The sequence below is a fragment of the Variovorax sp. LjRoot130 genome (assembly GCF_964253755.1).
GTDB lineage: Bacteria > Pseudomonadota > Gammaproteobacteria > Burkholderiales > Burkholderiaceae_C > Variovorax.
Genome location: NZ_CAXURM020000001.1, coordinates 3,866,207 through 3,886,614 on the forward strand (window position 1 = coordinate 3,866,207; position 20,408 = coordinate 3,886,614).

At 66.5% G+C, this 20,408-nt stretch carries 19 protein-coding genes; 11 read left to right on the forward strand and 8 right to left on the reverse strand.

All coding sequences use genetic code 11. The annotated features are described in order from the left end of the window. The first annotated feature begins 9 nt into the window (after window positions 1-9). From earP to ACSQ86_RS19290, 4 genes are all read left to right on the forward strand, one after another. Window positions 10-1,080 carry an elongation factor P maturation arginine rhamnosyltransferase EarP gene (gene earP, locus ACSQ86_RS19275; RefSeq protein ID WP_436309453.1) on the forward strand — a complete coding sequence of 357 codons (1,071 nt, stop codon included), beginning with the start codon at window positions 10-12 and terminating at the stop codon, window positions 1,078-1,080. A 138-nt stretch (window positions 1,081-1,218) separates the two neighbouring features. After that, window positions 1,219-1,773: an elongation factor P gene (gene efp / locus ACSQ86_RS19280; RefSeq protein WP_093109866.1), complete on the forward strand. Its 555-nt coding sequence runs from the start codon at window positions 1,219-1,221 to the stop codon at window positions 1,771-1,773. A 61-nt stretch (window positions 1,774-1,834) separates the two neighbouring features. Further along, on the forward strand, window positions 1,835-2,611 hold the full coding sequence (locus ACSQ86_RS19285) for a crotonase/enoyl-CoA hydratase family protein (RefSeq protein ID WP_436309454.1): 777 nt from the start codon (window positions 1,835-1,837) through the stop codon (window positions 2,609-2,611). 41 nt (window positions 2,612-2,652) lie between these two features. Next, window positions 2,653-3,519, forward strand: a complete 867-nt coding sequence (locus tag ACSQ86_RS19290; RefSeq protein ID WP_093109868.1) for a TIGR00730 family Rossman fold protein — start codon at window positions 2,653-2,655, stop codon at window positions 3,517-3,519. On the opposite strand, the gene ACSQ86_RS19295 is transcribed toward ACSQ86_RS19290, so the two are convergent. Genes ACSQ86_RS19295 through pncB form a run of 5 tightly spaced genes read right to left on the reverse strand, consistent with a single transcriptional unit; the run spans window position 3,507 to window position 9,687 of the window. Next, window positions 3,507-4,688 carry an MFS transporter gene (locus tag ACSQ86_RS19295; RefSeq protein WP_436309455.1) on the reverse strand — a complete coding sequence of 394 codons (1,182 nt, stop codon included), beginning with the start codon at window positions 4,686-4,688 and terminating at the stop codon, window positions 3,507-3,509. The genes ACSQ86_RS19290 and ACSQ86_RS19295 overlap by 13 nt on opposite strands. Before the next feature lie 13 nt (window positions 4,689-4,701). Next, a complete protein-coding gene (gene rmuC / locus ACSQ86_RS19300) occupies window positions 4,702-6,054 on the reverse strand; it encodes a DNA recombination protein RmuC (protein WP_436304691.1) in 1,353 nt (450 codons plus the stop codon). 5 nt (window positions 6,055-6,059) lie between these two features. Continuing rightward, the gene (locus tag ACSQ86_RS19305) at window positions 6,060-7,046 is read right to left on the reverse strand and encodes a 2-hydroxyacid dehydrogenase (protein WP_436304692.1); all 987 of its coding nucleotides are present in this window, start codon (window positions 7,044-7,046) and stop codon (window positions 6,060-6,062) included. Window positions 7,047-7,048: 2 nt separating this feature from the next. Beyond that, the gene (locus tag ACSQ86_RS19310; RefSeq protein WP_436304693.1) at window positions 7,049-8,461 is read right to left on the reverse strand and encodes a sodium:proton antiporter; all 1,413 of its coding nucleotides are present in this window, start codon (window positions 8,459-8,461) and stop codon (window positions 7,049-7,051) included. Beyond that, complete coding sequence (gene pncB, locus ACSQ86_RS19315) at window positions 8,458-9,687, reverse strand: nicotinate phosphoribosyltransferase (protein ID WP_436304694.1); 1,230 nt, start codon at window positions 9,685-9,687, stop codon at window positions 8,458-8,460. Before pncB ends, ACSQ86_RS19310 begins: the two co-directional genes overlap by 4 nt. A 186-nt stretch (window positions 9,688-9,873) precedes the next feature. Here pncB and ACSQ86_RS19320 point away from each other — a divergent pair, with 186 nt between their 5' ends. Further along, window positions 9,874-10,107 carry a CsbD family protein gene (locus ACSQ86_RS19320; protein ID WP_436304695.1) on the forward strand — a complete coding sequence of 78 codons (234 nt, stop codon included), beginning with the start codon at window positions 9,874-9,876 and terminating at the stop codon, window positions 10,105-10,107. 28 nt (window positions 10,108-10,135) lie between these two features. Then, complete coding sequence (locus ACSQ86_RS19325; RefSeq protein WP_436304696.1) at window positions 10,136-10,552, forward strand: hypothetical protein; 417 nt, start codon at window positions 10,136-10,138, stop codon at window positions 10,550-10,552. A 60-nt stretch (window positions 10,553-10,612) separates the two neighbouring features. Here ACSQ86_RS19325 and ACSQ86_RS19330 read toward each other — a convergent pair whose 3' ends face one another. Both ACSQ86_RS19330 and ACSQ86_RS19335 read right to left on the reverse strand, forming a co-directional pair. Continuing rightward, entirely contained in the window at window positions 10,613-11,050 is a 438-nt protein-coding gene (locus ACSQ86_RS19330) for an acyl-CoA thioesterase (protein WP_436291077.1), read from the reverse strand. After that, on the reverse strand, window positions 11,047-11,988 hold the full coding sequence (locus tag ACSQ86_RS19335; protein WP_436304697.1) for a histone deacetylase family protein: 942 nt from the start codon (window positions 11,986-11,988) through the stop codon (window positions 11,047-11,049). The genes ACSQ86_RS19330 and ACSQ86_RS19335 overlap by 4 nt, the downstream gene beginning before the upstream one ends. 185 nt (window positions 11,989-12,173) lie before the next feature. Between ACSQ86_RS19335 and ACSQ86_RS19340 the strand changes: the two genes are divergently transcribed. After that, on the forward strand, window positions 12,174-12,731 hold the full coding sequence (locus ACSQ86_RS19340; protein ID WP_436304698.1) for a phasin family protein: 558 nt from the start codon (window positions 12,174-12,176) through the stop codon (window positions 12,729-12,731). A gap of 105 nt (window positions 12,732-12,836) precedes the next feature. Continuing rightward, on the forward strand, window positions 12,837-13,595 hold the full coding sequence (locus ACSQ86_RS19345; protein WP_436304699.1) for a 3-hydroxyacyl-CoA dehydrogenase: 759 nt from the start codon (window positions 12,837-12,839) through the stop codon (window positions 13,593-13,595). Here ACSQ86_RS19345 and ACSQ86_RS19350 read toward each other — a convergent pair. Next, window positions 13,543-14,496, reverse strand: coding sequence for a YihY/virulence factor BrkB family protein (locus tag ACSQ86_RS19350; protein ID WP_093109880.1), 954 nt, complete (start codon window positions 14,494-14,496; stop codon window positions 13,543-13,545). The two genes, ACSQ86_RS19345 and ACSQ86_RS19350, sit on opposite strands and share 53 nt — an antisense overlap. Before the next feature lie 90 nt (window positions 14,497-14,586). Here ACSQ86_RS19350 and dnaG point away from each other — a divergent pair, with 90 nt between their 5' ends. The 3 genes from dnaG (at window position 14,587) to ACSQ86_RS19365 (ending at window position 20,405) form a co-directional block, all read left to right on the forward strand. Then, window positions 14,587-16,476, forward strand: a complete 1,890-nt coding sequence (gene dnaG, locus ACSQ86_RS19355) for a DNA primase (RefSeq protein WP_436309456.1) — start codon at window positions 14,587-14,589, stop codon at window positions 16,474-16,476. A 280-nt stretch (window positions 16,477-16,756) separates the two neighbouring features. Beyond that, on the forward strand, window positions 16,757-19,066 hold the full coding sequence (rpoD, locus tag ACSQ86_RS19360) for an RNA polymerase sigma factor RpoD (protein ID WP_436309457.1): 2,310 nt from the start codon (window positions 16,757-16,759) through the stop codon (window positions 19,064-19,066). Window positions 19,067-19,166: 100 nt separating this feature from the next. Further along, window positions 19,167-20,405 (forward strand): multidrug effflux MFS transporter, encoded by a 1,239-nt coding sequence (locus ACSQ86_RS19365; RefSeq protein WP_436304701.1) that lies wholly within the window; start codon window positions 19,167-19,169, stop codon window positions 20,403-20,405. The last annotated feature ends 3 nt before the right edge of the window (window positions 20,406-20,408 follow it).

Genomic DNA, 20,408 nt, shown 5'->3' on the forward strand with positions numbered 1-20,408 from the left:
TATCTCGCGATGCGCTGGGACATCTTCTGCAAGGTCATCGACAACCACGGCGACGCCGGCGTCTGCTGGCGGCTGGCCCGCGGACTCGCCGCCGGGGGCGAAACGGTGCGGCTCTGGATCGACGACCCGTCGGCGCTGGCCTGGATGGCGCCGGGGGGATGCAAGGGCGTCGAAATCGTCACCTGGAACAGGAGGGATGCCGCGCAACGGGCCGCCGCCGGCCCACCGCCGGATGTGCTGATCGAGGCCTTCGGCTGCGATCCCGAGCCCGAGCTGATCGCGCGTTTTGCCGAGCCCGTGCGCCCGGGCGGCGCACGCCGCGTGTGGATCAATCTCGAATACCTTTCGGCCGAACCCTATGTCGAGCGCCTGCACGGCCTGCCCTCCCCCGTGTTCAAGGGGCCAGGTACCAGCCTGACCAAGCACTTCTTCTACCCCGGCTTCACGCCCGCGACCGGCGGGCTGCTGCGCGAAGGGGACCTGCTCGAACGCCGCCAGCGCTTCGACCGCGCCGCCTGGCTCGCGCAGCAGGGCATCGCATGGCACGGCGAGCGCCTTGTCTGCCTGTTCTGCTACGAGCCACCGGCCCTCGATGCACTGCTCGCGCAGTTCGAGAGCGCCGGCGAGCCCACGCATCTGCTGGTGACCGCCGGCCGCGCGGCCCGTGCCCTGCCGCCGGGCCCGGCCCGGCGCGGCGCGCTTTCCATCACCTGGCTGCCGCATCTGCCGCAGACCGACTTCGACCACCTGCTCTGGGCCTGCGACCTGAATTTCGTGCGCGGCGAAGACTCGCTGGTGCGGGCTCTCTGGGCCGGGTCGCCCTTCGTCTGGCAGATCTATGCGCAGGACGACGACGCCCACCACACCAAGCTGGGCGCCTTCCTCGACTGGCTGGAAGCCCCGCCTTCGTTGCGCCGCTTCCACCACCTGTGGAACGGGATGGCCGAGGGCGAACTGCCGGCGCTGGACGATGCGGCGCTGGCTTCCTGGGGCGCCGCCTGCGCCGCCGCGCGCGCGTGCCTGCTCGCGCAGGATGATCTTCTGACCCGCTTGCTGCGCTTCGTCGCCCAAAAAAGCTAAAATTGCGGGCTTTGCGGATTTCCGGCCGGGGTCAGCCCCGTTTGCCGCACCTTCCGCTGAACCCGCCGCGGTGAATGTGTCAAAGGGATATACGAACCCGATGGCACACCGAGCGGCCAACATCCAGAGACCCTGATTATGAAAATCGCTCAAGAAATCCGCGCCGGCAACGTGATCATGCACGGCAAGGACCCGATGGTCGTCCTCAAGACCGAATACAGCCGCGGCGGCCGCAACTCCGCAACCGTGCGCATGAAGCTCAAGAGCCTGATCGCCAACTTCAACACCGAAGTCGTGTTCAAGGCCGACGACAAGATGGAGCAGATCGTGCTCGACAAGAAGGAGTGCACCTACTCCTACTTCGCCGACCCGATGTACGTCTGCATGGACACCGAGTACAACCAGTATGAAGTCGAAGCCGAGAACATGGGCGACTCGCTCAACTACCTCGAAGACGGTATGCCGGTCGAAGTGGTGTTCTACGACGGCAAGGCGATCTCGGTCGAACTGCCGACCAGCGTCGAGCGCGAAATCACCTGGACCGAACCGGCCGTCAAGGGCGACACCTCGGGCAAGGTCATGAAGCCGGCCAAGATCGCAACCGGTTTCGAGATCGGCGTGCCGCTGTTCGTTGCCCAGGGCGACCGCATCGAAATCGACACCCGCACCGGCGAATACCGCAAACGCGTCTAAACGCCTGCTGCGCCGACAAGGAAGGCTCCCGAGGGAGCCTTTTTTGCGTACGCTTCGTGCCATGAGCGCAGCTTCTGTTCGCACCGAGATCGACGGCCCCGTCAGCACCATCGTCATGAGCCGCCCGCGGCAGCGCAATGCGGTGGACCGTGAGATGGCAAGGCAGCTGCGCGAGGCCTTCGAGCGCTTCGAGGCCGACGACAGCCAACGCGTGGCGGTGCTCTGGGGCGATCACGGCGTGTTCTGCGCCGGCGCCGACCTGAGCGCGGTGAACGACCCGGCGCGCCGCAACGAGGTGGATCCCGAAGGCGGCGGCACCGGACCGATGGGGCCGACGCGCATGGCACTGGCCAAACCGCTCGTCGCCGCCATCAGCGGCCATGCCGTGGCCGGCGGCCTCGAACTCGCCCTGCTGGCCGACCTGCGCGTGGCCGAAGACAGCGCCGTGCTCGGCGTGTTCTGCCGCCGCTGGGGCGTGCCGCTGATCGACGGCGGCACCGTGCGGCTGCCGCGCATCGTCGGCATGGGGCGGGCGCTGGACCTGATCCTTACCGGCCGGGCCGTGGCCGCCAGCGAAGCGCTCGCCATGGGCCTGGTCAATCGCGTGGTGCCCGACGGCGGCGCGCGGCAGACGGCTGAACAGCTTGCGCGCGAACTGGCGGCCTTTCCGCAGCAATGCATGCTGGCCGACCGCGCATCCGCCTATGCCCAGTGGGACTTGCCCCTGGCCCAAGCCTTGCAGCAGGAAGGCCGACTGGGCGCACCGATCGTCGCCACCGAGGGTGCGGCCGGCGCGGCCCGCTTCGTCGGCGGCGCGGGCCGGCACGGCCGGTTCTGAGCAACCGCGCGCACAATCCAAGAAAAACCCTTCGCCAGACCATGCACAACAGCACGCACGACCTCCACGACAAACGCCTCGCCGACGCCTGGGCCACCCTTCAGTCCCACGCCGACAAGGGCCTTCCCCTCCATTCCGATCCTTCGCGCCTCGCCTTTGCCGACCCCGAGTTCCTGCTGCGCCGCGAAACGCGCGGGCTGCGCATGCAGCTCGAGCTGATGAAACCCGACCTCGAGATGCGCGCGCACGGCATCGAGAACACGGTGGTGGTGTTCGGCAGCGCCCGCTTTCGCAGCGAGGAGGAATCCGGTGCCCTGATCGCCCAGGCCGATGCCGCCGGCGACGCGGTGGCGGCGGCCCGCTGGCGCAGGCTGGCGCGCAGCTCCCATTACTACGAGAAGGCGCGCGCCTTCGGCAAGCTGGTCGCACAGTACAGCGACGACAAGGATCCGGCGGACAAGCTCTTCGTCTGCACCGGCGGCGGCCCCGGCATCATGCAGGCCGCCAACCGTGGCGCCTACGAAGGCGGCGGGCTCTCGGTCGGTCTTGCGATCGCATTGCCAATGGAAGAGGAAGCCAATCCCTACGTCACGCCGGCGCTCAGCTTCAAGTTCCATTACTTCGCGATCCGCAAGATGCATTTCATGATGCGGGCGAAGGCGCTGGTCGCGTTTCCGGGCGGTTTCGGCACCCTGGACGAACTGTTCGAGGTGATCACGCTGGTGCAGACGCGCAAGGCCAAGCCGGTGCCGATCGTGCTCTTCGGCTCGGACTACTGGAAGCAGCTGATCAATTTCGACTTCCTGGCCGAGGAGGGCGTGATCTCGCCCGAGGACGTGAAGCTGATCGAGTACGTGGACGCGCCGCAGGACGCCTGGGACGCGATCAAGCGCTTCTACAAGCTCTGATCGTGCCGGGGCAGCTGCAAGCCCCACACCGCTCGCGCGCCCAGGGCCACTGCCCCGCCGACCAGCCAGAACACGCCCGCGACGCCGATCAGCGCACCGACCGAGCCGAACAGCATCGGCATCGCGACGCTCGAGGCATTGATGGCCATGAGCCGCAGCCCGAGCGCTTCGCCGTGGCGTGCGTGCGGGGTGATCTGGTGCAGCATGCTCATCACCATCGGCTGCACGGCGCCGAGCGCGAAGCCCAGTACCACCGAGCACACGCCCATCGCCAGCGCCGACGACAACAGCGGATAGACCGCGAACACCAGCGCGGTGACGACCGTCGACGCGGCAATCACGCTGCGCTCCGACGCACGCGAGGCCACGAGCGGCAGCACGATCCGTATCACCGCGGCCGCGATCGCGAAGGCGCCGAGGATCGAGCCGATCACCGAAGCGCCCAGCCCGCGCTCGTGGCCGAGGATGGGCAGCACGAAAGCATGCACGTCCCAGGCCGAAGACTGCAGCCAGTTCACGAACAGCAGGCGCCGGAACATCGACTCGCGCAACAGATCCCAGGCGCGCGGCCTGGCGCCGCCGGCCGGCAAGGACACGCGCGGCAGCTCGGGGGTCTTGCGCGCAAAGAACCAGCCCGCAAGCGGCAAGAGCGCCAGCGCCGCGAATGCGATGCGAAAGCCTTGCAGGTCGGCCGGGGTTCGGCCTGCATGATCGATCAGCAATCCGGCGCAGAAGGGCCCCACGAAGTTGGCCACGGCCGGCGCGATCGCGAGCCAGCTGAACACCTTCTTGAGCTGCACCGGATCGGCCGCGGCCCGTCCGACATGGCGCTGCAGCGCGATGACGGCCGCACCGGTGGCGCCGCCGGTCATCAGCGCCGCGAGGCACATCACCGAAAACCACGGAACGACGGCCACGAGCGCCGTACCCACGGAGGCGGCGATCACCGACAGCATCAGCGGCCGCTTGAGCCCATGCCGGTCGGCAAAGCGACCGGCCGGGAGCGCCAGAAAAACCTGCGTGAGCGCGAACAGCGCGATCAGCAGGCCCACCGCCGCCGCGCTGTAGCCCTGCTGGAGCGCGAGCAAGGGGCCCGCCAAGCGCAGGCCGGTCATTGCCGCATGCAAACAGATCTGGGCCGCGATGAGCTTCAGCAGCTCCGGGGTCATGCAGTCTTGGGGCTCACGGGGCTCCGTCGTCGGTGTCCTCGGGCGATGGCAGCAAGGCCTGCGACTGCGCCTCGGGCAGCGCCTCCACCTTGCGCAGCGCCAGGCGCATCTGCTTGGCGCGCGTGTCGGCCTTGTCGAGCGTGTCGGAGGCCTTGGCCACCTGCTCCTTGATGCGCGCGACCCATTCGCCATAGCGCTCGAACTCGGTCTTGACCGCGCCGAGCACCTTCCACACTTCGGAAGCCTGCTGCTCCAGCGCCAGCGTGCGGAAGCCCATGTGCAGGCTGTTGAGCATGGCCAGCAGCGTGGTCGGGCCGGCCAGCGTCACGCGGTGCTGGCGCTGGATCGCGTCCATCAATCCGGGGCGGCGCAGCACCTCGGCATACAGGCTCTCCACCGGCAGGAACAGGATCGCGAAGTCGGTGGTGTGCGGCGCGGCCAGGTAGTTCTCGGCGATCGATCGCGCCTCGCTGCGGATGCGCGCCTCCAGCGCCTTGGCCGCGAGATCGGCGGCGCCAGGGTCGACGCGCTCGTGGGCATCGAGCAGCCGCTCGTAGTCGTCGCGCGGGAACTTGGCATCGATCGGCAGCCAGACCGGCGCGCCGTCGCCGCCGCGGCCCGGAAAGCGGATCGCGAAGTCCACGCGCTGCCCGCTGCGCGGCTTGGTCTCGACCTGCTTCGCATACTGGTCGGGCGTGAGCACCTGCTCGAGCAGGGCCTCGAGCTGCACTTCGCCGAACACGCCGCGCGTCTTCACGTTGGTCAGCACGCGCTGCAGGCTGCCGACGCCGACCGCGAGGGTCTGCATCTCGCCCAGGCCCTTGTGCACCTGTTCGAGCCGCTCGGCCACCTGCTTGAAGCTCTCGCCCAGGCGCGCCTCGAGCGTGCTTTGCAGCTTCTCGTCGACTGTCTTGCGCATCTCGTCGAGCTTGGCGGTGTTGCTCTGCTGGAGTTGCGCGAGCTGGGTTTCCATGGTGGCGCGGACTTCGGCAAGCCGCCGTGCATTCGACTCGGAAAGGCCCTGCAGCTGGGTATTGAGCGTGTCAGCCAAGCTCTTCTGCAGCAGCGTGAGTTGCTGCGCGAAGGCATCGATCTGGGCGTTCTGTGTGCGCGTGGCTTCGGCGCTCTGCTGCACCAGCGCCTGCTGAAAGGTCGCGAAGGACTGGGCAGTCTCCTGCCGCGCGCCGCGCGAGGACTCGCCGATCTCGTGGCGCAGCTCGCGTTCGATGCGTTCGTTGGCCGCGCCCAGCGTGGCGATCAGCGTGCTGTGGTCGAGCGCCGGCGGCTTGCGCAGCAGCAGCCAGACGACGAGGATGAAAGTCAGGGCCGCGAGGGCCAGGAGGATCCAGGGTTCCAACGGGGGCATTGCGTCTACTTGCTCGCAAGCACTGCAGGGTTGAGCGGCGTCACCGGCTTGTTGTGGACCAGGAAGCCGATCAGGTTGTCCACCGCCAGATCGGCCATCGCGCGCCGCGTCGGCACGGTGGCGCTCGCGATATGCGGCGTGAGCACGACGTTCGGAACCTGGAGCAGTTCGGGATGCACCTTGGGTTCGCCCTCGAACACGTCGAGTCCCGCCGCGGCGATGCGCTTGTCGCGCAAGGCAGCGGCGAGCGCCGCGTCGTCGACGATGCCGCCGCGCGCGATGTTCACCAGCGTGGCCGTCGGCTTCATCAGCGCGAGCTCGGCGGCGCCGATGGTGTGGTGCGAGGCCGGCGTGTAGGGCACCACCAGCACGACGTGGTCGGCGGTCTTGAGCAGCTCTTCCTTGCTCACGTAGCTGGCCTTGCATTCGGCTTCGAGCTTCGCATCGAGCCGCGAACGGTTGTGATAGATCACCTTCATGCCGAAGCCCAAGGCACCGCGACGCGCGATGCCCTGCCCGATGCGCCCCATGCCCACGATGCCGAGCGTGGCGCCGTGGATGTCGGAGCCGGCGAACATGTCGTAGCTCCACTTCTCCCACTTGCCTGCGCGCAGGAAATGTTCGCTCTCGGTGATGCGGCGCGCGGTGGCCATCAGCAGCGCGAAGCCGAAGTCGGCCGTGGTCTCGGTCAGCACGTCCGGCGCGTTGGTGGCGAGCACGCCGCACGCGGTCATCGCATCGACGTCGAAGTTGTTGTAGCCCACCGCCATGTTGGCGCAGATCTTCAGCTCGGGGCAGGCCGCAAGCACCTCGGCATCGATGCGCTCGCTGCCGGTGGTGAAAGCGCCCTGCTTGCCCCTGAGCTTGTCGATCAGCTGGGTCTTGCTCCAGCTCTGGTCGCCCTGGTTGGACTCGACCTCGAAGTGTTCTTCGAGGCGTGCGATGGTCTCGGGAAAGATCGAACGTGCAACAAGGATTTTGGGTTTGCTCATGATCAACGGAAGAAGATGAAGGTGGAGACGACGAACAGCGGCACCAGGATGGCACCCGACCACAGCATGTAGCCGAAGAAGCTCGGCATGCGCACGCCGCGGCTTTCCGCGATGGCCTTGACCATCAGGTTGGGCGCGTTGCCGATGTAGGTGTTGGCGCCCATGAACACGGCGCCCGCCGAGATGGCGGCCAGCGTGGTGGCGTAGGTGGTCATCAGCGCCTGCGGATCGCCGCCGGCGGTATTGAAGAACACCAGGTAGGTGGGTGCATTGTCCAGGAAAGAGCTCAGCACGCCGGTGCCCCAGAAGTACATCGCCGGATCGGGCTGGCCGTCGGGGCGGGTCACGGCGGAGACGACTGCGCCGAAGGGTCCATTCACGCCCGCCTTGAGCATCGCGATCACCGGGATGATGGTCAGGAAGATGCCGGCGAACAGCTTGGCTACCTCGGCCATCGGCTCCCAGGCGAACTGGTTGGCGGCGTGCACCTGGGGCGCCGTGATCTTCAGCGAGAGCAGCGTGATCGCGATCAGGCCCGCATCGCGCACGAGGCCCGGCAGGCCGACCTCGGTGCCGTGGACGTCGAAGCTGACGGGCGACTTCCAGAAGCCGCTGAGCAGCACGAAGAAGATCACGCCCGCCAACAGCCAGAAGTTGACCGCGCCGTCGAAGCCGATCTTGCGCGTGTCGGGCGTGGGGTCGATCGTCAACACGCCTTCCTTGCGGTAGTACCAGGTGTCGATCGCATAGAACAACGCGAGCAGGATGCCGACGATGAACAGCGTGTCGGCAAGGATGTTCTGTGCGGTCCAGAAGAAGTCCACGCCCTTGAGAAAACCCAGGAACAGCGGCGGATCGCCCAGCGGCGTCAGCGAGCCGCCGACGTTCGACACGATGAAGATGAAGAACACGATCACATGAGCCCTGTGCAGGCGGTTGTCGTTGGCGCGGATCAGGGGGCGGATCAGCAGCATGGAGGCGCCGGTCGTGCCCATGAGGCTCGCAAGCACCGCGCCGATGGCGAGGATCGCCGTGTTCAGCCCCGGCGCACCGTGCAGGTTGCCGCGCACATGGATGCCGCCGGCCACGGCGAACAGCGCAGTGAGCAGGATGACGAACGGGATGTACTCGGCCAGCAGCGCATGGACGAACTGCGCCCCCGCCAGCGCGACGCCGTAGATCACGGCAAAAGGCAGCAGGAAGGCCAGCGCCCAGCCGGCAGAAACCTTGCCGTAGTGGTGGTGCCAGAACGACGGCGCCAGCAGCGGCATCAGCGCGATCGACAGCAGGATGCCGGCGAAAGGCAGGCCCCACAGGGGCGACAGCACGCTGCCGTCGAAATCGGCAGCGAAGCTCGTTGCGGGGGCCAGCGCCAGCAGCGCGATGGCCATCGGCCGGCGCAGAACGCCTCTCATCGCGCCGAGCCAGGCCGCTCGGCAGGCTGGGCAATCTCGAACACCTGCCGCAGATAGGCCAGGTACCTCTCGTCGTCGCACATGTTCTTGGAAGGCGTGTCGGACAGCTTGGCCACCGGCTGGTCGTTGCAGCGGACCATCTTGATCACGATCTGCAGCGGCTCGTAGCCCAGGTCGTTGGTGAGGTTGGTGCCGATGCCGAAGGCCAGCTGGCAGCGGCCCCGGAACTGCTGGTAGAGCTCGATGGTTCGCGGCACGGTGAGGCTGTCGCTGAAGATCAGGGTTTTGGTGCGCGGATCGACGCGATTCGCAATGTAGTGGGCCAGCATGCGCTCGCCCCACTGGAAGGGGTCGCCGCTGTCATGGCGCGCGCCGTCGAACAGCTTGCAGAAGTACAGGTCGAAGTCGCGCAGGAACGCGCTCATGCCGTAGACGTCCGACAGCGCGATGCCGAGGTCGCCGCGGTATTCGCGCGCCCACGACTCGAAACCGAAGACCTGGCTGTCGCGCAGCCGGGTCCCGAGCGCCTGGCAGGCCTGGAGGTACTCGTGCGCCATGGTGCCCAGCGGGATCAGGCCGAGCTTCATGGCGTACAGCACGTTGCTGGTGCCGGCGAACTGCGGCAGCTTGGCGGCCCGCTGGGGCGGCGAACTCACGGCGCCGAGCCTGGCGCTCAAGGTGCGCAGCACCTCCTCGTGCCAGTCCTTGGAGAAACGCCGGCGCGTGCCGTAGTCGGCGATCTTGAGGTCCTCCAGCCCTTCACCCTGCAACTGCGCGATCTTGGTTTCGAGGCGCCGGCGCCCTTCGGCAATGTCCGGCTTCGGTTGCGTGTTGCGGAAGTAGACCTCGTTGACGATCGCCAGCACCGGGATCTCGAACAGAATGGTGTGCAGCCACGGCCCCTCGATGCGGATGTCGAGCTCGCCCGAGGCCTGCGGGATGATCTTGATGTACTTCTCGTTCAGGCGGAACAGGCCGAGAAAGTCGACGAAGTCGCTCTTGATGAAGCGCATGGAGCGCAGGTAGCTCAGTTCGGGATCCCTGAACTGGAGCGAGCAGAGATCGCGGACCTCTTCGCGGATCTGTGCCGCGAACTGCGCCAGGTCGACGCCGGGGTTGCGGCACTTGAAGCGGTACTCGACGCGGGCGCCCGGAAAGTGATGCAGCACGACCTGCATCATCGTGAACTTGTAGAGGTCGGTGTCGAGCAGGCTTTGAATGATCATGGTGCGGCGCGCTGGTGTCCGGGTTCGGCGTGCGGTCGATTATCACGGGCCGCGTCGGCATGTGCCTACGGCCCCTTCCCCGAGCGTCCTACCGTTCGATCCACCCCCCCACGCCAGAGTCATTTCACGCCGGCCACAAGCATTCGGGCAGGCGACAAAACCCGCTTATCTGAAGGAGATACGTCGATGAACAAGGACACCGTCGAAGGCAACTGGAAACAGCTCAAAGGCAAGGTGAAGGAGCAGTGGGGCAAGCTCACCGACGATGACTTCGACGTCATCGCCGGCAAGCGCGACCAGCTGCTGGGGCGCATTCAGGAGCGGCACGGCATCAGCAGGGAAGAGGCCGAGAAGCAAGTTAGCGAATGGGAGACGCGCGATGGCCGCAAGCCCGCTGCGCTGTGGTTCGAGAAGTATTGAGTTCGATAACGCCAAAGGAGTACATCCCATGAAAAAACATCTGCTCATGCTCGCGATCGCATCCTCCTGCCTTGTTGCAACGCAAGCCGGTGCGATGAGCCAGGACGAGTACAAGGTCGCCAAGGAAAAGATCGAAGCCGACTACAAGGTCGACAAGACCAAGTGCGATGCCATGAAGGACAACGCCAAGGACGTCTGCGGGAAGGAAGCCAAGGGCAAGCAGAACGTTGCCAAGGCGGAACTCGAACAGCAGTTCAAGCCCAGCGAGAGCAATTCCCGCAAGGTAGCTGAAGAGAAGGTGAAGGCCCGCTACGAAGTCGCGAAGGAAAAGTGCGACGACCAGAAGGGCGACGCCAAGAACGCTTGCGAGAAGGAAGCCAAGGCCGAGGAAGCCAAGGGCAAGGCCGACATTCGCGCGATGGCGAAGCCCGCCAAGATGCAATAAGCTTTCAAGCCGGTTGCCGGGCCGAGCGGCGTCTGCGGACGCCGCTTTTCTTTGGGCGACTCAGACGCGCAGTTCGTCGACCACAGCCAGCAGCGCCGCCGGCAGCTTGACCGGACGTTGCGTCGCCCGGTCGACGTACACGTGGATGAAGTGGCCCTGCGCTGCCGCGGTCTCGGCCCCCTCGGCGAACAACGCGATTTCGTAGCGCACGCTGGAGCCGCCCGCATGCGCCACCCTGACGCCCGCCTCCACCGTCTGCGGGAACGCGAGCGGCGCAAAGTAGTTGCACTGGGTTTCGACCACGAAACCGATGGTGTCGCCACCATGGATGTCGAGCGCGCCGCGCTCGATCAGGAGCGCATTGACGGCGGTGTCGAACCAGCCGTAGTAGACGACGTTGTTGACATGGCCGTACATGTCGTTGTCGGCCCAGCGCGTCGGGATGCTGCGAAAAGCGCGGTAGCTGCTGCGGTGGTGGGGCGTGGGTCTGGCGCTCATGGGTGCGATCTCGGCGCGGCATTCTGCCACCGCCGCCAGTAGTCGAAGGCCACGCGGAAGGTGCCGAGCTGCACCTGAACGGTCTCCGCAATGTCGCTCGCATAGCCGCCAGCCATCGCGAACGCGAGCGGAATCCGGCGCTGCCAGGCAAAGTCGAACACGCGCCGGTCGCGCGCCTCCAGGCCATCGAAGCTCAGCTTGAGGCGTCCCAGCCGGTCGCGCTCGAAGGGATCGGCGCCCGCGAGGTAGATCACGAGGCCGGGCGAGAAGCGCCGGTCGAGTTCGTCGAGCGCGTGCTCGAGCGCTGCCAGGTACTCGGCATCGCCACAACCGTCGGGCAGTTCGACGTCGAGATCGCTCGCCTCCTTGCGGAACGGGAAATTCTTCTGCCCATGCATCGACAGCGTGAACACGCTCGGATCCTCTCGGAAGATGCGCGCGGTGCCGTTGCCCTGGTGCACGTCGAGGTCGATCACCGCCACCTGGAAAGGCAGGCGCCCCCGCCTGCCGTGCTCCGCCTGCATGAGCCGCGCGGAGACCGCCGCATCGTTGAAGACGCAGAAACCCCCGCCCCTGTCCGCGCTCGCATGGTGGGTACCGCCGGCCATGTTGGCCGAGATGCCTTCCGCCAGGGCCGCCCGGCAGGCGGCGATGGTGGCGCCGGCCGATCGGCGCGAGCGCTCTGCCATCGCCTCGCTCCATGGAAAACCGATTTCGCGCATGGCCTGCGGATCGACACTGCCGTCGCTGATGGCGGCAATCCATTGCGGCGTGTGGGCCAGCGCCAGTTCGCCGTCGCTGGCGCGCGGTGCCTCGAACATCTGCACTGCGGGCAAATGCTGCTGGAGCCGCTCGCGCAGCAGCGCGTACTTCCCCATCGGAAACCGGTGGCCGCTGGGAAGCGGCAGCACGAAATGGCCTGAGTAAAACGCACGCATCGGAACATTGTCGGCGGCGCCTCTGCCTTTTAGAAAGCGCGTTCTAAATTGCTGCATGGCAACAAATTTTCACTTGATCGAAACGCTTGGCTGCCTATACTTCAGGCCATGCTGCACCGCAACAAAATAAAGAGGGGCAGCTCATCCGCGACCGACCTCTTTCATTCATCAACTGGAGCATCCACATGGCACTGACCGCTGACCAACTCATCGCTTCCCACAAAGCCAACCTCGAAACCCTGTTCGGCCTGACCACCAAGGCCTTCGAAGGCGTCGAGAAGCTGGTCGAACTGAACGTGACCGCCTCCAAGGCTGCGCTGGTCGAAGCCGCCGGCACCACGCAAGCGATTCTCAGCGTCAAGGACGCGCAAGAGCTGCTCGCCCTGCAAGCCGGCCTGTTCCAGCCCCTCGCCGAGAAGACCGCTGCCTACAGCCGTCACCTGTATGACATCGCCCAAGGCACCGGCGCCGAGTTCACCAAGGCTTTCGAAGCGAAGACTGCTGAAGCCCAGCAAGCCTTCGTCGGCCTGGTCGACAGTGCTGCCAAGAACGCCCCCGCCGGTTCGGAAACCGCCGTCGCCGTGATGAAGAGCGCCGTGGCTGCTGCCAACAACGCTTTCGAATCGGTCCAGAAGGCCGTCAAGCAAGCGTCCGACGTCGCCGAAGCCAACTTCCAGGCCGTTTCGACCACGGCCGTGAATGCTGCCAAGAGCACCGCTCAAACCGCTTCCCGCAAGCGCTGATTGTCTCCTTGGGTCCTTCGGGATCCAATTCAGGGCCCTGTTCTCGGACGGGGCTTTTTTTTTGCGCTCTATGATCGCCGGCAACGTTTTTTCAGGAGACATCCCATGCAGATCGACGGCAAGGTTTTCATCGTCACCGGCGGCGCTTCGGGCCTCGGCGAAGGCACCGCACGCATGCTGGCGGCGAACGGCGCCAAGGTGGTCATCGCCGACATGCAGGCCGACAAGGGCGAAGCGGTCGCCAAGGAAATCGGCGGCACTTTCGTCAAGTGCGACGTGAGCCAGGAGGCCGACGGCCAGGCCGTGGTGGCTGCCGCCCAGAAGCTGGGCAAGCTGATGGGGCTGGTCAACTGCGCAGGCATCGCGCCGGCCGAAAAAACCGTCGGCAAGAGCGGTCCGCACGCGCTCGCCGTATTCAGCAAGACCGTCACGGTCAACCTGATCGGCAGCTTCAACATGATCCGGCTGGCGGCCGACGCCATGAGCAAGAACGAGCCCGAGGCCACCGGCGAGCGCGGCGTGCTGATCTCGACCGCCTCGGTCGCGGCCTACGACGGCCAGATCGGCCAGGCCGCCTACAGCGCCTCCAAGGGCGGCGTGGTCGGAATGACGCTGCCGATCGCACGCGACCTGGCGCGCAACGGCATCCGCAACATGACGATCGCACCCGGCATCTTCGGCACGCCGATGCTGTTCGGGATGCCGAAGGAGGTGCAGGACGCGCTGGCCGCCAGCGTGCCCTTCCCTTCGCGCCTCGGCACGCCCGAGGACTACGCGAAGCTCGCCAAGCACATCATCGAGAACGACATGCTCAACGGCGAGGTGATCCGGCTCGACGGGGCGATTCGGCTGGCGCCGCGCTGACCTTCGAGATCTCGGCCGGCAGCGGAGTCGCGTTGCCGGTGCGCTCCAGCCGCTCGTACTGCGCGATCACCTGGGCACCGAACAGCACCAGCGTGGCGGCGATCTCCAGGCTCAGCAGCACCACGATCGCGGTGGTCAGCGAGCCGTAGACCACGTTCACCTGCGACAGCGTGGCGAAGTAGAGCACCAGCACGCGGCGCGTGATCTCCCACAGCAGCGCCGCAGTCACGCCGCCCAGCAGCGCGTGCCGCAGCCGCAGCCGCCCCACCGGCATCACCAGGTAAAGGGAGGTCAGCATGAAGATCTCGCCGCCCAGCCCAAGCAGGTACAGCAGCACCCCCGACACGCCCGACAGCGACCAGCTGCGGCCGAAAAGCTCGACGCTTTCCTGCCCGATCACCTGCAGCGCGCCGGACACCAGCGTCACCAGCAGCAGCCCGACGCACAGGCACAGGATGTAGATGTAGGGCATCACCGCCGAGATCAGGAAGTGGCGGGAATGGTCGGCCTTGCGGTGGTGGAAGATCACCGCCATGGCACTTTCCAGCACGGTGAAGGCGAGCGAGCTAAAGAAGATCATCGTCACCAGCAGCACCGGCCCCAGCACGTCCCGATGGGCCAGGAAGTTCGACAGCTCGGCGACGATGGCCCGCGACTGGCCCGGCAACAGCCACTCCAGATAGCGTCCGACCGCGCTCAGCAGTTCTCCCTGGTCGATGAAATGCGACAGCGCGATCACGCTCACGATCAGGAGCGGCACGATCGACAGCAGCGCGTAGTAGGCGACCGCGCCGGCCAGCAGCAGGCCCTGGTTGGCCCGGAAGGCCTTGAGCGCCTCCCAGGCGAACCGGAGGGGATGGCGCAGCAAGGGCACTGCGTGGCGGACGGTGTGGCGAATCATGCGGATGCGGCGCGGGATTCGAAGCGACCAGTATGCCGCCGGCCCGCGGTGGCATGAGGTCTTGCGTATGATTTGCCGCTCTCCGCCTACATGACCATCCCCGCCTCTTTCATCCAGGAACTGATCGCGCGCGCCGACGTGGTGGAAATCGTCGGCCGCTATGTCCAGTTGAAGAAGGCCGGCGCCAACTTCATGGGCCTGTGCCCGTTCCATGGCGAGAAATCGCCTTCGTTCTCGGTCAGCCCCACCAAGCAGTTCTATCACTGCTTCGGCTGCGGAGTGCACGGCAACGCCATCGGCTTCCTGATGGAGCACGCCGGCATGGGCTTCGTCGAGGCGGTGCACGACCTGGCCGGCCAGTACGGCCTGCAGGTGCCCGAGGACGACGCCTCGCCCGAGGAGCGCGCCCGCGCTGCCGGCCAGCGCCAGAAGCAGGCCACCCTGTCCGAGGTGCTCGAGAAGGCCGGCGACGCCTACAAGAAGCAGCTGCGCCAGTCGCCCGCGGCCATCGACTACCTCAAAGGTCGCGGCGTCTCGGGCGAGATCGCCCGGCAGTTCGGCATCGGCTACGCCCCCGCGGGCTGGCGCACGCTGGCCGGCGTGTTCCCCGACTACGACGATCCGCTGCTCGCCGAGAGCGGGCTGGTGATCGCCGGCGAGCCGGACGACAACGGCGACGGCAAGCGCTACGACCGCTTCCGCGACCGCGTGATGTTCCCGATCCGCAACGTCAAGGGCGAGTGCATCGGCTTTGGCGGGCGAGTGCTCGGCGACGAGAAGCCCAAATACCTCAACTCGCCCGAGACCCCGGTGTTCAGCAAGGGCCGCGAGCTCTACGGCCTCTACGAAGCCCGCGGCGCCTTCCGCGAACGCGGCTACGCGCTCGTGACCGAGGGCTACATGGACGTGGTGGCGCTGGCGCAGCTGGGCTTTCCGAACGCGGTCGCGACGCTGGGCACCGCCTGTACGCCGGAACACGTTCAAAAGCTGTTCCGCTTCACCGAATCGGTCGTGTTCAGCTTCGACGGCGACGCGGCCGGGCGGCGCGCCGCCCGCAAGGCGCTCGACGGCGCCCTGCCCTATGCCAGCGACGTGCGCAGCGTCAAGTTCTTGTTTCTGCCGGCCGAGCACGACCCCGACAGCTTCATCCGCGAGTTCGGCGCCGATGCCTTCGCGCGCTTCGTGAACGAAGCCACGCCGCTGAGCCGCTTCATGCTCGAAGCCGCGCGCGAAGGCTGCGACCTCGGGACGGCCGAGGGGCGCGCCCACATGGCCAGCAATGCGCGGCCGCTCTGGAGCGCGTTGCCGGAAGGCGCGCTCAAGCGCCAGCTGCTCGGGGAGATCGCCGAGATGGTCCAGTTGAGCACCCAGGAGCTGTCTGAACTGTGGACGCCGGCGGCTGCCGCACGCGCCCCGGCCTCCTCGCCTCGCGAGCGGGGCGAAAGCGAGGGCTATGGCCGGCCGCGGGAGGGCCGCCGCGCTTCCGCCCCCCGGCGGCCCTCCCGCGGCCGCACGCTGCCGCCCGGCCGGGCGGATGTGGCCGCGCGGCTGCTGCTGTCGAACATGGCCGAATGGGAGGGGCTTTCCCATGAGCTGCACGGCCTGCTGTGCGACCTGCCGGGCGAGCACGGGCAGCTCTTCGCCTGGCTCGACAGCCAGTTGCACGAGCACGGCGTGCAGCCCTGGGCCGCGCTGCGCGAAGGCATGCGGGGCACGGCCTTCGAGGCCTTGGCCGAGCGCGTCATGACCAGCCCCGACGGAGGGCCCATCGGCGAGGCGGAGGGCGAACAGGCAGCCGATGCCGCCCGGGAACTGCGCAACGTGCTCGACTTCATGCTGGACGACCTGCTCAAGGCTCAGCAAAGCGAGGCCATTGGCGCCGTAGGGAGCGATCCGCGTGCCCTGCAGCGGTACAAGGCGTTGGAGGCGCGCCGCCTGGAGCTGCGCGCACGGCTCCAGGCCGGATCGAACCTTGCTTGAAAAATGCGCAACGCGCTATAATTTGAGGCTTCGCTATACGCGAAACGGCAAGAGCGACAGCAGCACCTCCGGGCCGACCCTCCAGCGCAACGCACTTCCCCACGGGAAAAAGGGTCAATACACCGCAAGGACTGCACACCAAATGTTCGCCCGACATCTTGCCTTTTTGAAGCGTGCTTGAGGATTTGCCTCCTCTTCGCTCCATTGTTTGTGCTCCCGCCCGCGCCGGCTTGTTGGCGCCTGTGATTCCGCTTGTTCATTCTTGTTGTACCGAGGTTGTATGCCCAGTTCAAAGAAGCCTGCCGTGTCCGCCGCCAAGAAGCCCATTGCAGAAAAACCGTTGAAAGCGGCCGCCCTGGCGGCAACTAAGTCAGGTGCCGCCGCGTCCAAGGCGACAGCCGCAACGAAAGTGAAAACCGTGCCCACGAAATCGACCCCCATCGCCGAAGCCCCGAAACCCGCCGCCAAGAAGGTCGGTCGTCCTCCCAAGGCCGCCGGCGCGCCCGCCGCTGCAGGCGGCGCCAAGCGCGGCCGCAAGCCCAAGGCCGGCAACGAGGCGCCGGCGAGCGACGTCGACCTGTCCGACATCGAAGACGAGTTGATCGGCGACGAACCGGCAGCGACGACCGAAGAAAAGGTCAAGCCGCTGCGCATGAAGATCAGCAAGGCGAAGGAACGCGCCTTGATGAAGGAGTTCGGCCTCGACGAGACCGTGCTCTCCGAGGAAGACCTGGCCAAGCGCCGCTCGCGCCTGAAAACCCTGATCACGCTGGGCAAGACGCGCGGCTACCTGACGCACGGCGAAATCTCCGACCACCTGCCCGACAAGCTGGTCGACGCCGAGACCATGGAAGTCGTGGTCACCATGCTCAACGACATGGGCGTGGCCGTCTACGAGCAGACGCCGGACGCCGAAACCCTGCTGCTGAACAACACCGCGCCGACGGCGACCACGGTCGAGGAAGCCGAGGAAGAAGCCGAAGCGGCCCTCTCGACCGTCGACAGCGAATTCGGCCGCACCACCGACCCCGTGCGCATGTACATGCGCGAGATGGGCACGGTCGAGCTGCTGACGCGCGAAGGCGAAATCGAGATCGCCAAGCGCATCGAGGGCGGCCTGATGGCCATGATGGAAGCCATTTCGGCTTCGCCCGCGACCATCGCCGAGATCCTGCGCCTGGGCCAGGAGATCCGTGACGGCAAGGTCGTCATCTCGACCATCGTCGACGGCTTCTCGAACCCGAACGAGGCCGACGACTACGTGGCCGAAGAAGACTTCGACGAGTTCGACGAGGAAGACGACGACGACGGCAAGGGCGGCTCCAAGGCGCTGACCAAGAAGCTCGAGGAACTCAAGCGCGACGCGCTGGAGCGCTTCGATCGCATCGCCGCGCTGTTCGAGAAGGTCCACAAGATCTACGACAAGGAAGGCTACGGCACGCCGGCCTACCAGAAGGCGCAGCATTCGCTGTCCGAAGAGCTGATGACCATTCGCTTCACGGCCCGCACGATCGAGAAGCTGTGCGACCTGGTGCGCACGCAGGTCGACGACGTCCGCAAGAAGGAGCGCGAGCTGCGCCGCATCATCGTGGACAAGTGCGGCTTCCCGCAGGAAGAGTTCATCCGCGACTTCAGCGGCTACGACAAGAACGGCAACCGCGTGGCCTCCAACCTGCTCAACCTCAAGTGGGTCGAGAAGCAGGCGGCCGCCGGCAAGCCCTGGAGCACGGTGCTGGCACGCAACATCCCGCCGGTGCAGGAGCTGCAACAGAAGCTGGCCGACATCCAGTCGCGCGTGGTGGTGCCACTGGCCGAGCTCAAGGACATCAACAAGCGCATGAACGAAGGCGAATCGTCCTCGCGCGATGCCAAGAAGGAAATGATCGAGGCCAACCTGCGCCTCGTGATCTCGATCGCCAAGAAGTACACCAACCGCGGCCTGCAGTTCCTCGACCTGATCCAGGAAGGCAACATCGGCCTGATGAAGGCGGTCGACAAGTTCGAATACCGCCGCGGCTACAAGTTCTCGACCTACGCGACCTGGTGGATCCGCCAGGCGATCACGCGCTCGATCGCCGACCAGGCGCGCACCATCCGCATCCCGGTGCACATGATCGAGACCATCAACAAGATGAACCGCATCAGCCGCCAGCACCTGCAGGAGTTCGGCTTCGAGCCCGACGCCGGCATCCTGGCCGCGAAGATGGAGATCCCGGAAGACAAGATCCGCAAGATCATGAAGATCGCCAAGGAGCCGATCTCGATGGAAACCCCCATCGGCGACGACGACGATTCGCACCTGGGCGACTTCATCGAGGACAGCAGCAACACGGCGCCCATCGAGGCCGCGATGCAGGCCGGCCTGCGCGACGTGGTCAAGGACATCCTCGACAGCCTGACGCCGCGCGAAGCCAAGGTGCTGCGCATGCGCTTCGGCATCGAGATGTCGACCGACCACACGCTGGAAGAAGTCGGCAAGCAGTTCGACGTGACGCGCGAGCGCATCCGCCAGATCGAAGCCAAGGCGCTGCGCAAGCTGAAGCATCCGAGCCGTTCCGACAAGCTGCGCAGCTTTATTGATACGCTCTGATCCTTCAGCGGATCTTCGAGCCCGAACGCCCGCTTTGCCTTCACCGGCGGCGGGCGTTTTCTATTCCCGCGCACAACAAGCAAGAACGGAGACCTCTCGCATGAACCCCGACGCAGACAAACTCTGGCACGCCCCGCGCTGGGCGCTCGCCGTGCTGCTGGCGGTGCTGGGCATGCTCGGTCCGTTCTCGATCGACACCTACATCCCGGCCTTCTCGGGCATCGCCAGCAGCATCGGCGCGACGCCGGCCCAGATGCAGCAGACGCTGTCGGCCTACCTGTTCGGCTTCGCCTTCATGAACCTGTTCCACGGCGCGCTGTCGGACAGCTTCGGCCGCCGGCCCGTGGTGCTGTGGGGCCTGGCCGTGTTCACCATCGCCTCGCTGGGCTGCGCGCTCGCGCAGACCATCGGCCAGCTGGTGTTCTTCCGCGCGCTGCAGGGCCTGTCGACCGGCGCCGGCATCGTGGTCTCGCGCGCCGTGATCCGCGACATGTTCCCGCCGGCCGAAGCGCAGCGGGTGATGAGCCAGGTCACGATCTATTTCGGCATCGCGCCCGCGATCGCGCCGATCGTGGGCGGCTTCCTGTTCGTGCACCTGGGCTGGCACAGCGTGTTCTGGTTCCTGGTGGCGGTGGGCGTGGTGCTGTTCGCCGCCAATTGGAAGCTGCTGCCCGAAACGCTGCACCAGAGCCAGCGCCAACCCTTCGAGGTGCGGCACCTGATGCGCGGCTACTGGGACCTGTGCTCCGATCCGCGCTTCCTGCTGCTGGCGCTCGCGAGCGGCGTGCCTTTCAACGGCATGTTCCTCTACGTGCTGGCCGCGCCCGCCTTTCTCGGCGACCACCTGGCGCTCGCGCCCACCCAGTTCTTCTGGTTCTTCCTGCTGACCATCGGCGGCATCATGGCCGGCGCCTGGGCCAGCGGACGCATGGCAGGCAAGGTCGCGCCCAAGCGGCAGATCCGCGACGGCTTCGTGATCATGCTGGCGACCTCGCTGCTCAACGTCGTAGCCAATGCCTTGTTCGCGCCGCACCCGGCCTGGGCGCTGTGGCCCATCGCGGTGTTCGCCTTCGGCTGGGCGCTGATGGTGCCGGTGGTGACGCTGCTGGTACTCGACCTGCATCCCGAGCGCCGCGGCATGGCCTCCTCGCTGCAGGCGGTGATCGGCTCGACCGCCAATGGCATCGTGGCCGGCGTGATTGCGCCGCTGGTGATGCATTCGACGCTGGCGCTGGCGTTGACCTCGCTCCTCATGATGAGCGTGGGCCTGGTTGCCTGGGTCTGGCTGCACGGGCGCTGGCCCGAGATCGGGCGCAGGGTCGCCGGCGAGGTGGCCTGACGA

What these genes read in the sequence shown, in the direction of transcription:
- ACSQ86_RS19330 (WP_436291077.1), bottom strand. Translation starts at nt 11,050, where the DNA reads ATGAGCGCCAGACCCACGCCCCACCACCGCAGCAGCTACCGCGCTTTT.
- earP (WP_436309453.1), top strand. Translation starts at nt 10, where the DNA reads ATGCGCTGGGACATCTTCTGCAAGGTCATCGACAACCACGGCGACGCC.
- ACSQ86_RS19345 (WP_436304699.1), top strand. Translation starts at nt 12,837, where the DNA reads ATGCAGATCGACGGCAAGGTTTTCATCGTCACCGGCGGCGCTTCGGGC.
- ACSQ86_RS19320 (WP_436304695.1), top strand. Translation starts at nt 9,874, where the DNA reads ATGAACAAGGACACCGTCGAAGGCAACTGGAAACAGCTCAAAGGCAAG.
- ACSQ86_RS19285 (WP_436309454.1), top strand. Translation starts at nt 1,835, where the DNA reads ATGAGCGCAGCTTCTGTTCGCACCGAGATCGACGGCCCCGTCAGCACC.
- efp (WP_093109866.1), top strand. Translation starts at nt 1,219, where the DNA reads ATGAAAATCGCTCAAGAAATCCGCGCCGGCAACGTGATCATGCACGGC.
- ACSQ86_RS19290 (WP_093109868.1), top strand. Translation starts at nt 2,653, where the DNA reads ATGCACAACAGCACGCACGACCTCCACGACAAACGCCTCGCCGACGCC.
- ACSQ86_RS19340 (WP_436304698.1), top strand. Translation starts at nt 12,174, where the DNA reads ATGGCACTGACCGCTGACCAACTCATCGCTTCCCACAAAGCCAACCTC.
- rmuC (WP_436304691.1), bottom strand. Translation starts at nt 6,054, where the DNA reads ATGCCCCCGTTGGAACCCTGGATCCTCCTGGCCCTCGCGGCCCTGACT.
- pncB (WP_436304694.1), bottom strand. Translation starts at nt 9,687, where the DNA reads ATGATCATTCAAAGCCTGCTCGACACCGACCTCTACAAGTTCACGATG.
- ACSQ86_RS19305 (WP_436304692.1), bottom strand. Translation starts at nt 7,046, where the DNA reads ATGAGCAAACCCAAAATCCTTGTTGCACGTTCGATCTTTCCCGAGACC.
- ACSQ86_RS19335 (WP_436304697.1), bottom strand. Translation starts at nt 11,988, where the DNA reads ATGCGTGCGTTTTACTCAGGCCATTTCGTGCTGCCGCTTCCCAGCGGC.
- ACSQ86_RS19310 (WP_436304693.1), bottom strand. Translation starts at nt 8,461, where the DNA reads ATGAGAGGCGTTCTGCGCCGGCCGATGGCCATCGCGCTGCTGGCGCTG.
- ACSQ86_RS19365 (WP_436304701.1), top strand. Translation starts at nt 19,167, where the DNA reads ATGAACCCCGACGCAGACAAACTCTGGCACGCCCCGCGCTGGGCGCTC.
- dnaG (WP_436309456.1), top strand. Translation starts at nt 14,587, where the DNA reads ATGACCATCCCCGCCTCTTTCATCCAGGAACTGATCGCGCGCGCCGAC.
- ACSQ86_RS19350 (WP_093109880.1), bottom strand. Translation starts at nt 14,496, where the DNA reads ATGATTCGCCACACCGTCCGCCACGCAGTGCCCTTGCTGCGCCATCCC.
- rpoD (WP_436309457.1), top strand. Translation starts at nt 16,757, where the DNA reads ATGCCCAGTTCAAAGAAGCCTGCCGTGTCCGCCGCCAAGAAGCCCATT.
- ACSQ86_RS19325 (WP_436304696.1), top strand. Translation starts at nt 10,136, where the DNA reads ATGAAAAAACATCTGCTCATGCTCGCGATCGCATCCTCCTGCCTTGTT.
- ACSQ86_RS19295 (WP_436309455.1), bottom strand. Translation starts at nt 4,688, where the DNA reads ATGACCCCGGAGCTGCTGAAGCTCATCGCGGCCCAGATCTGTTTGCAT.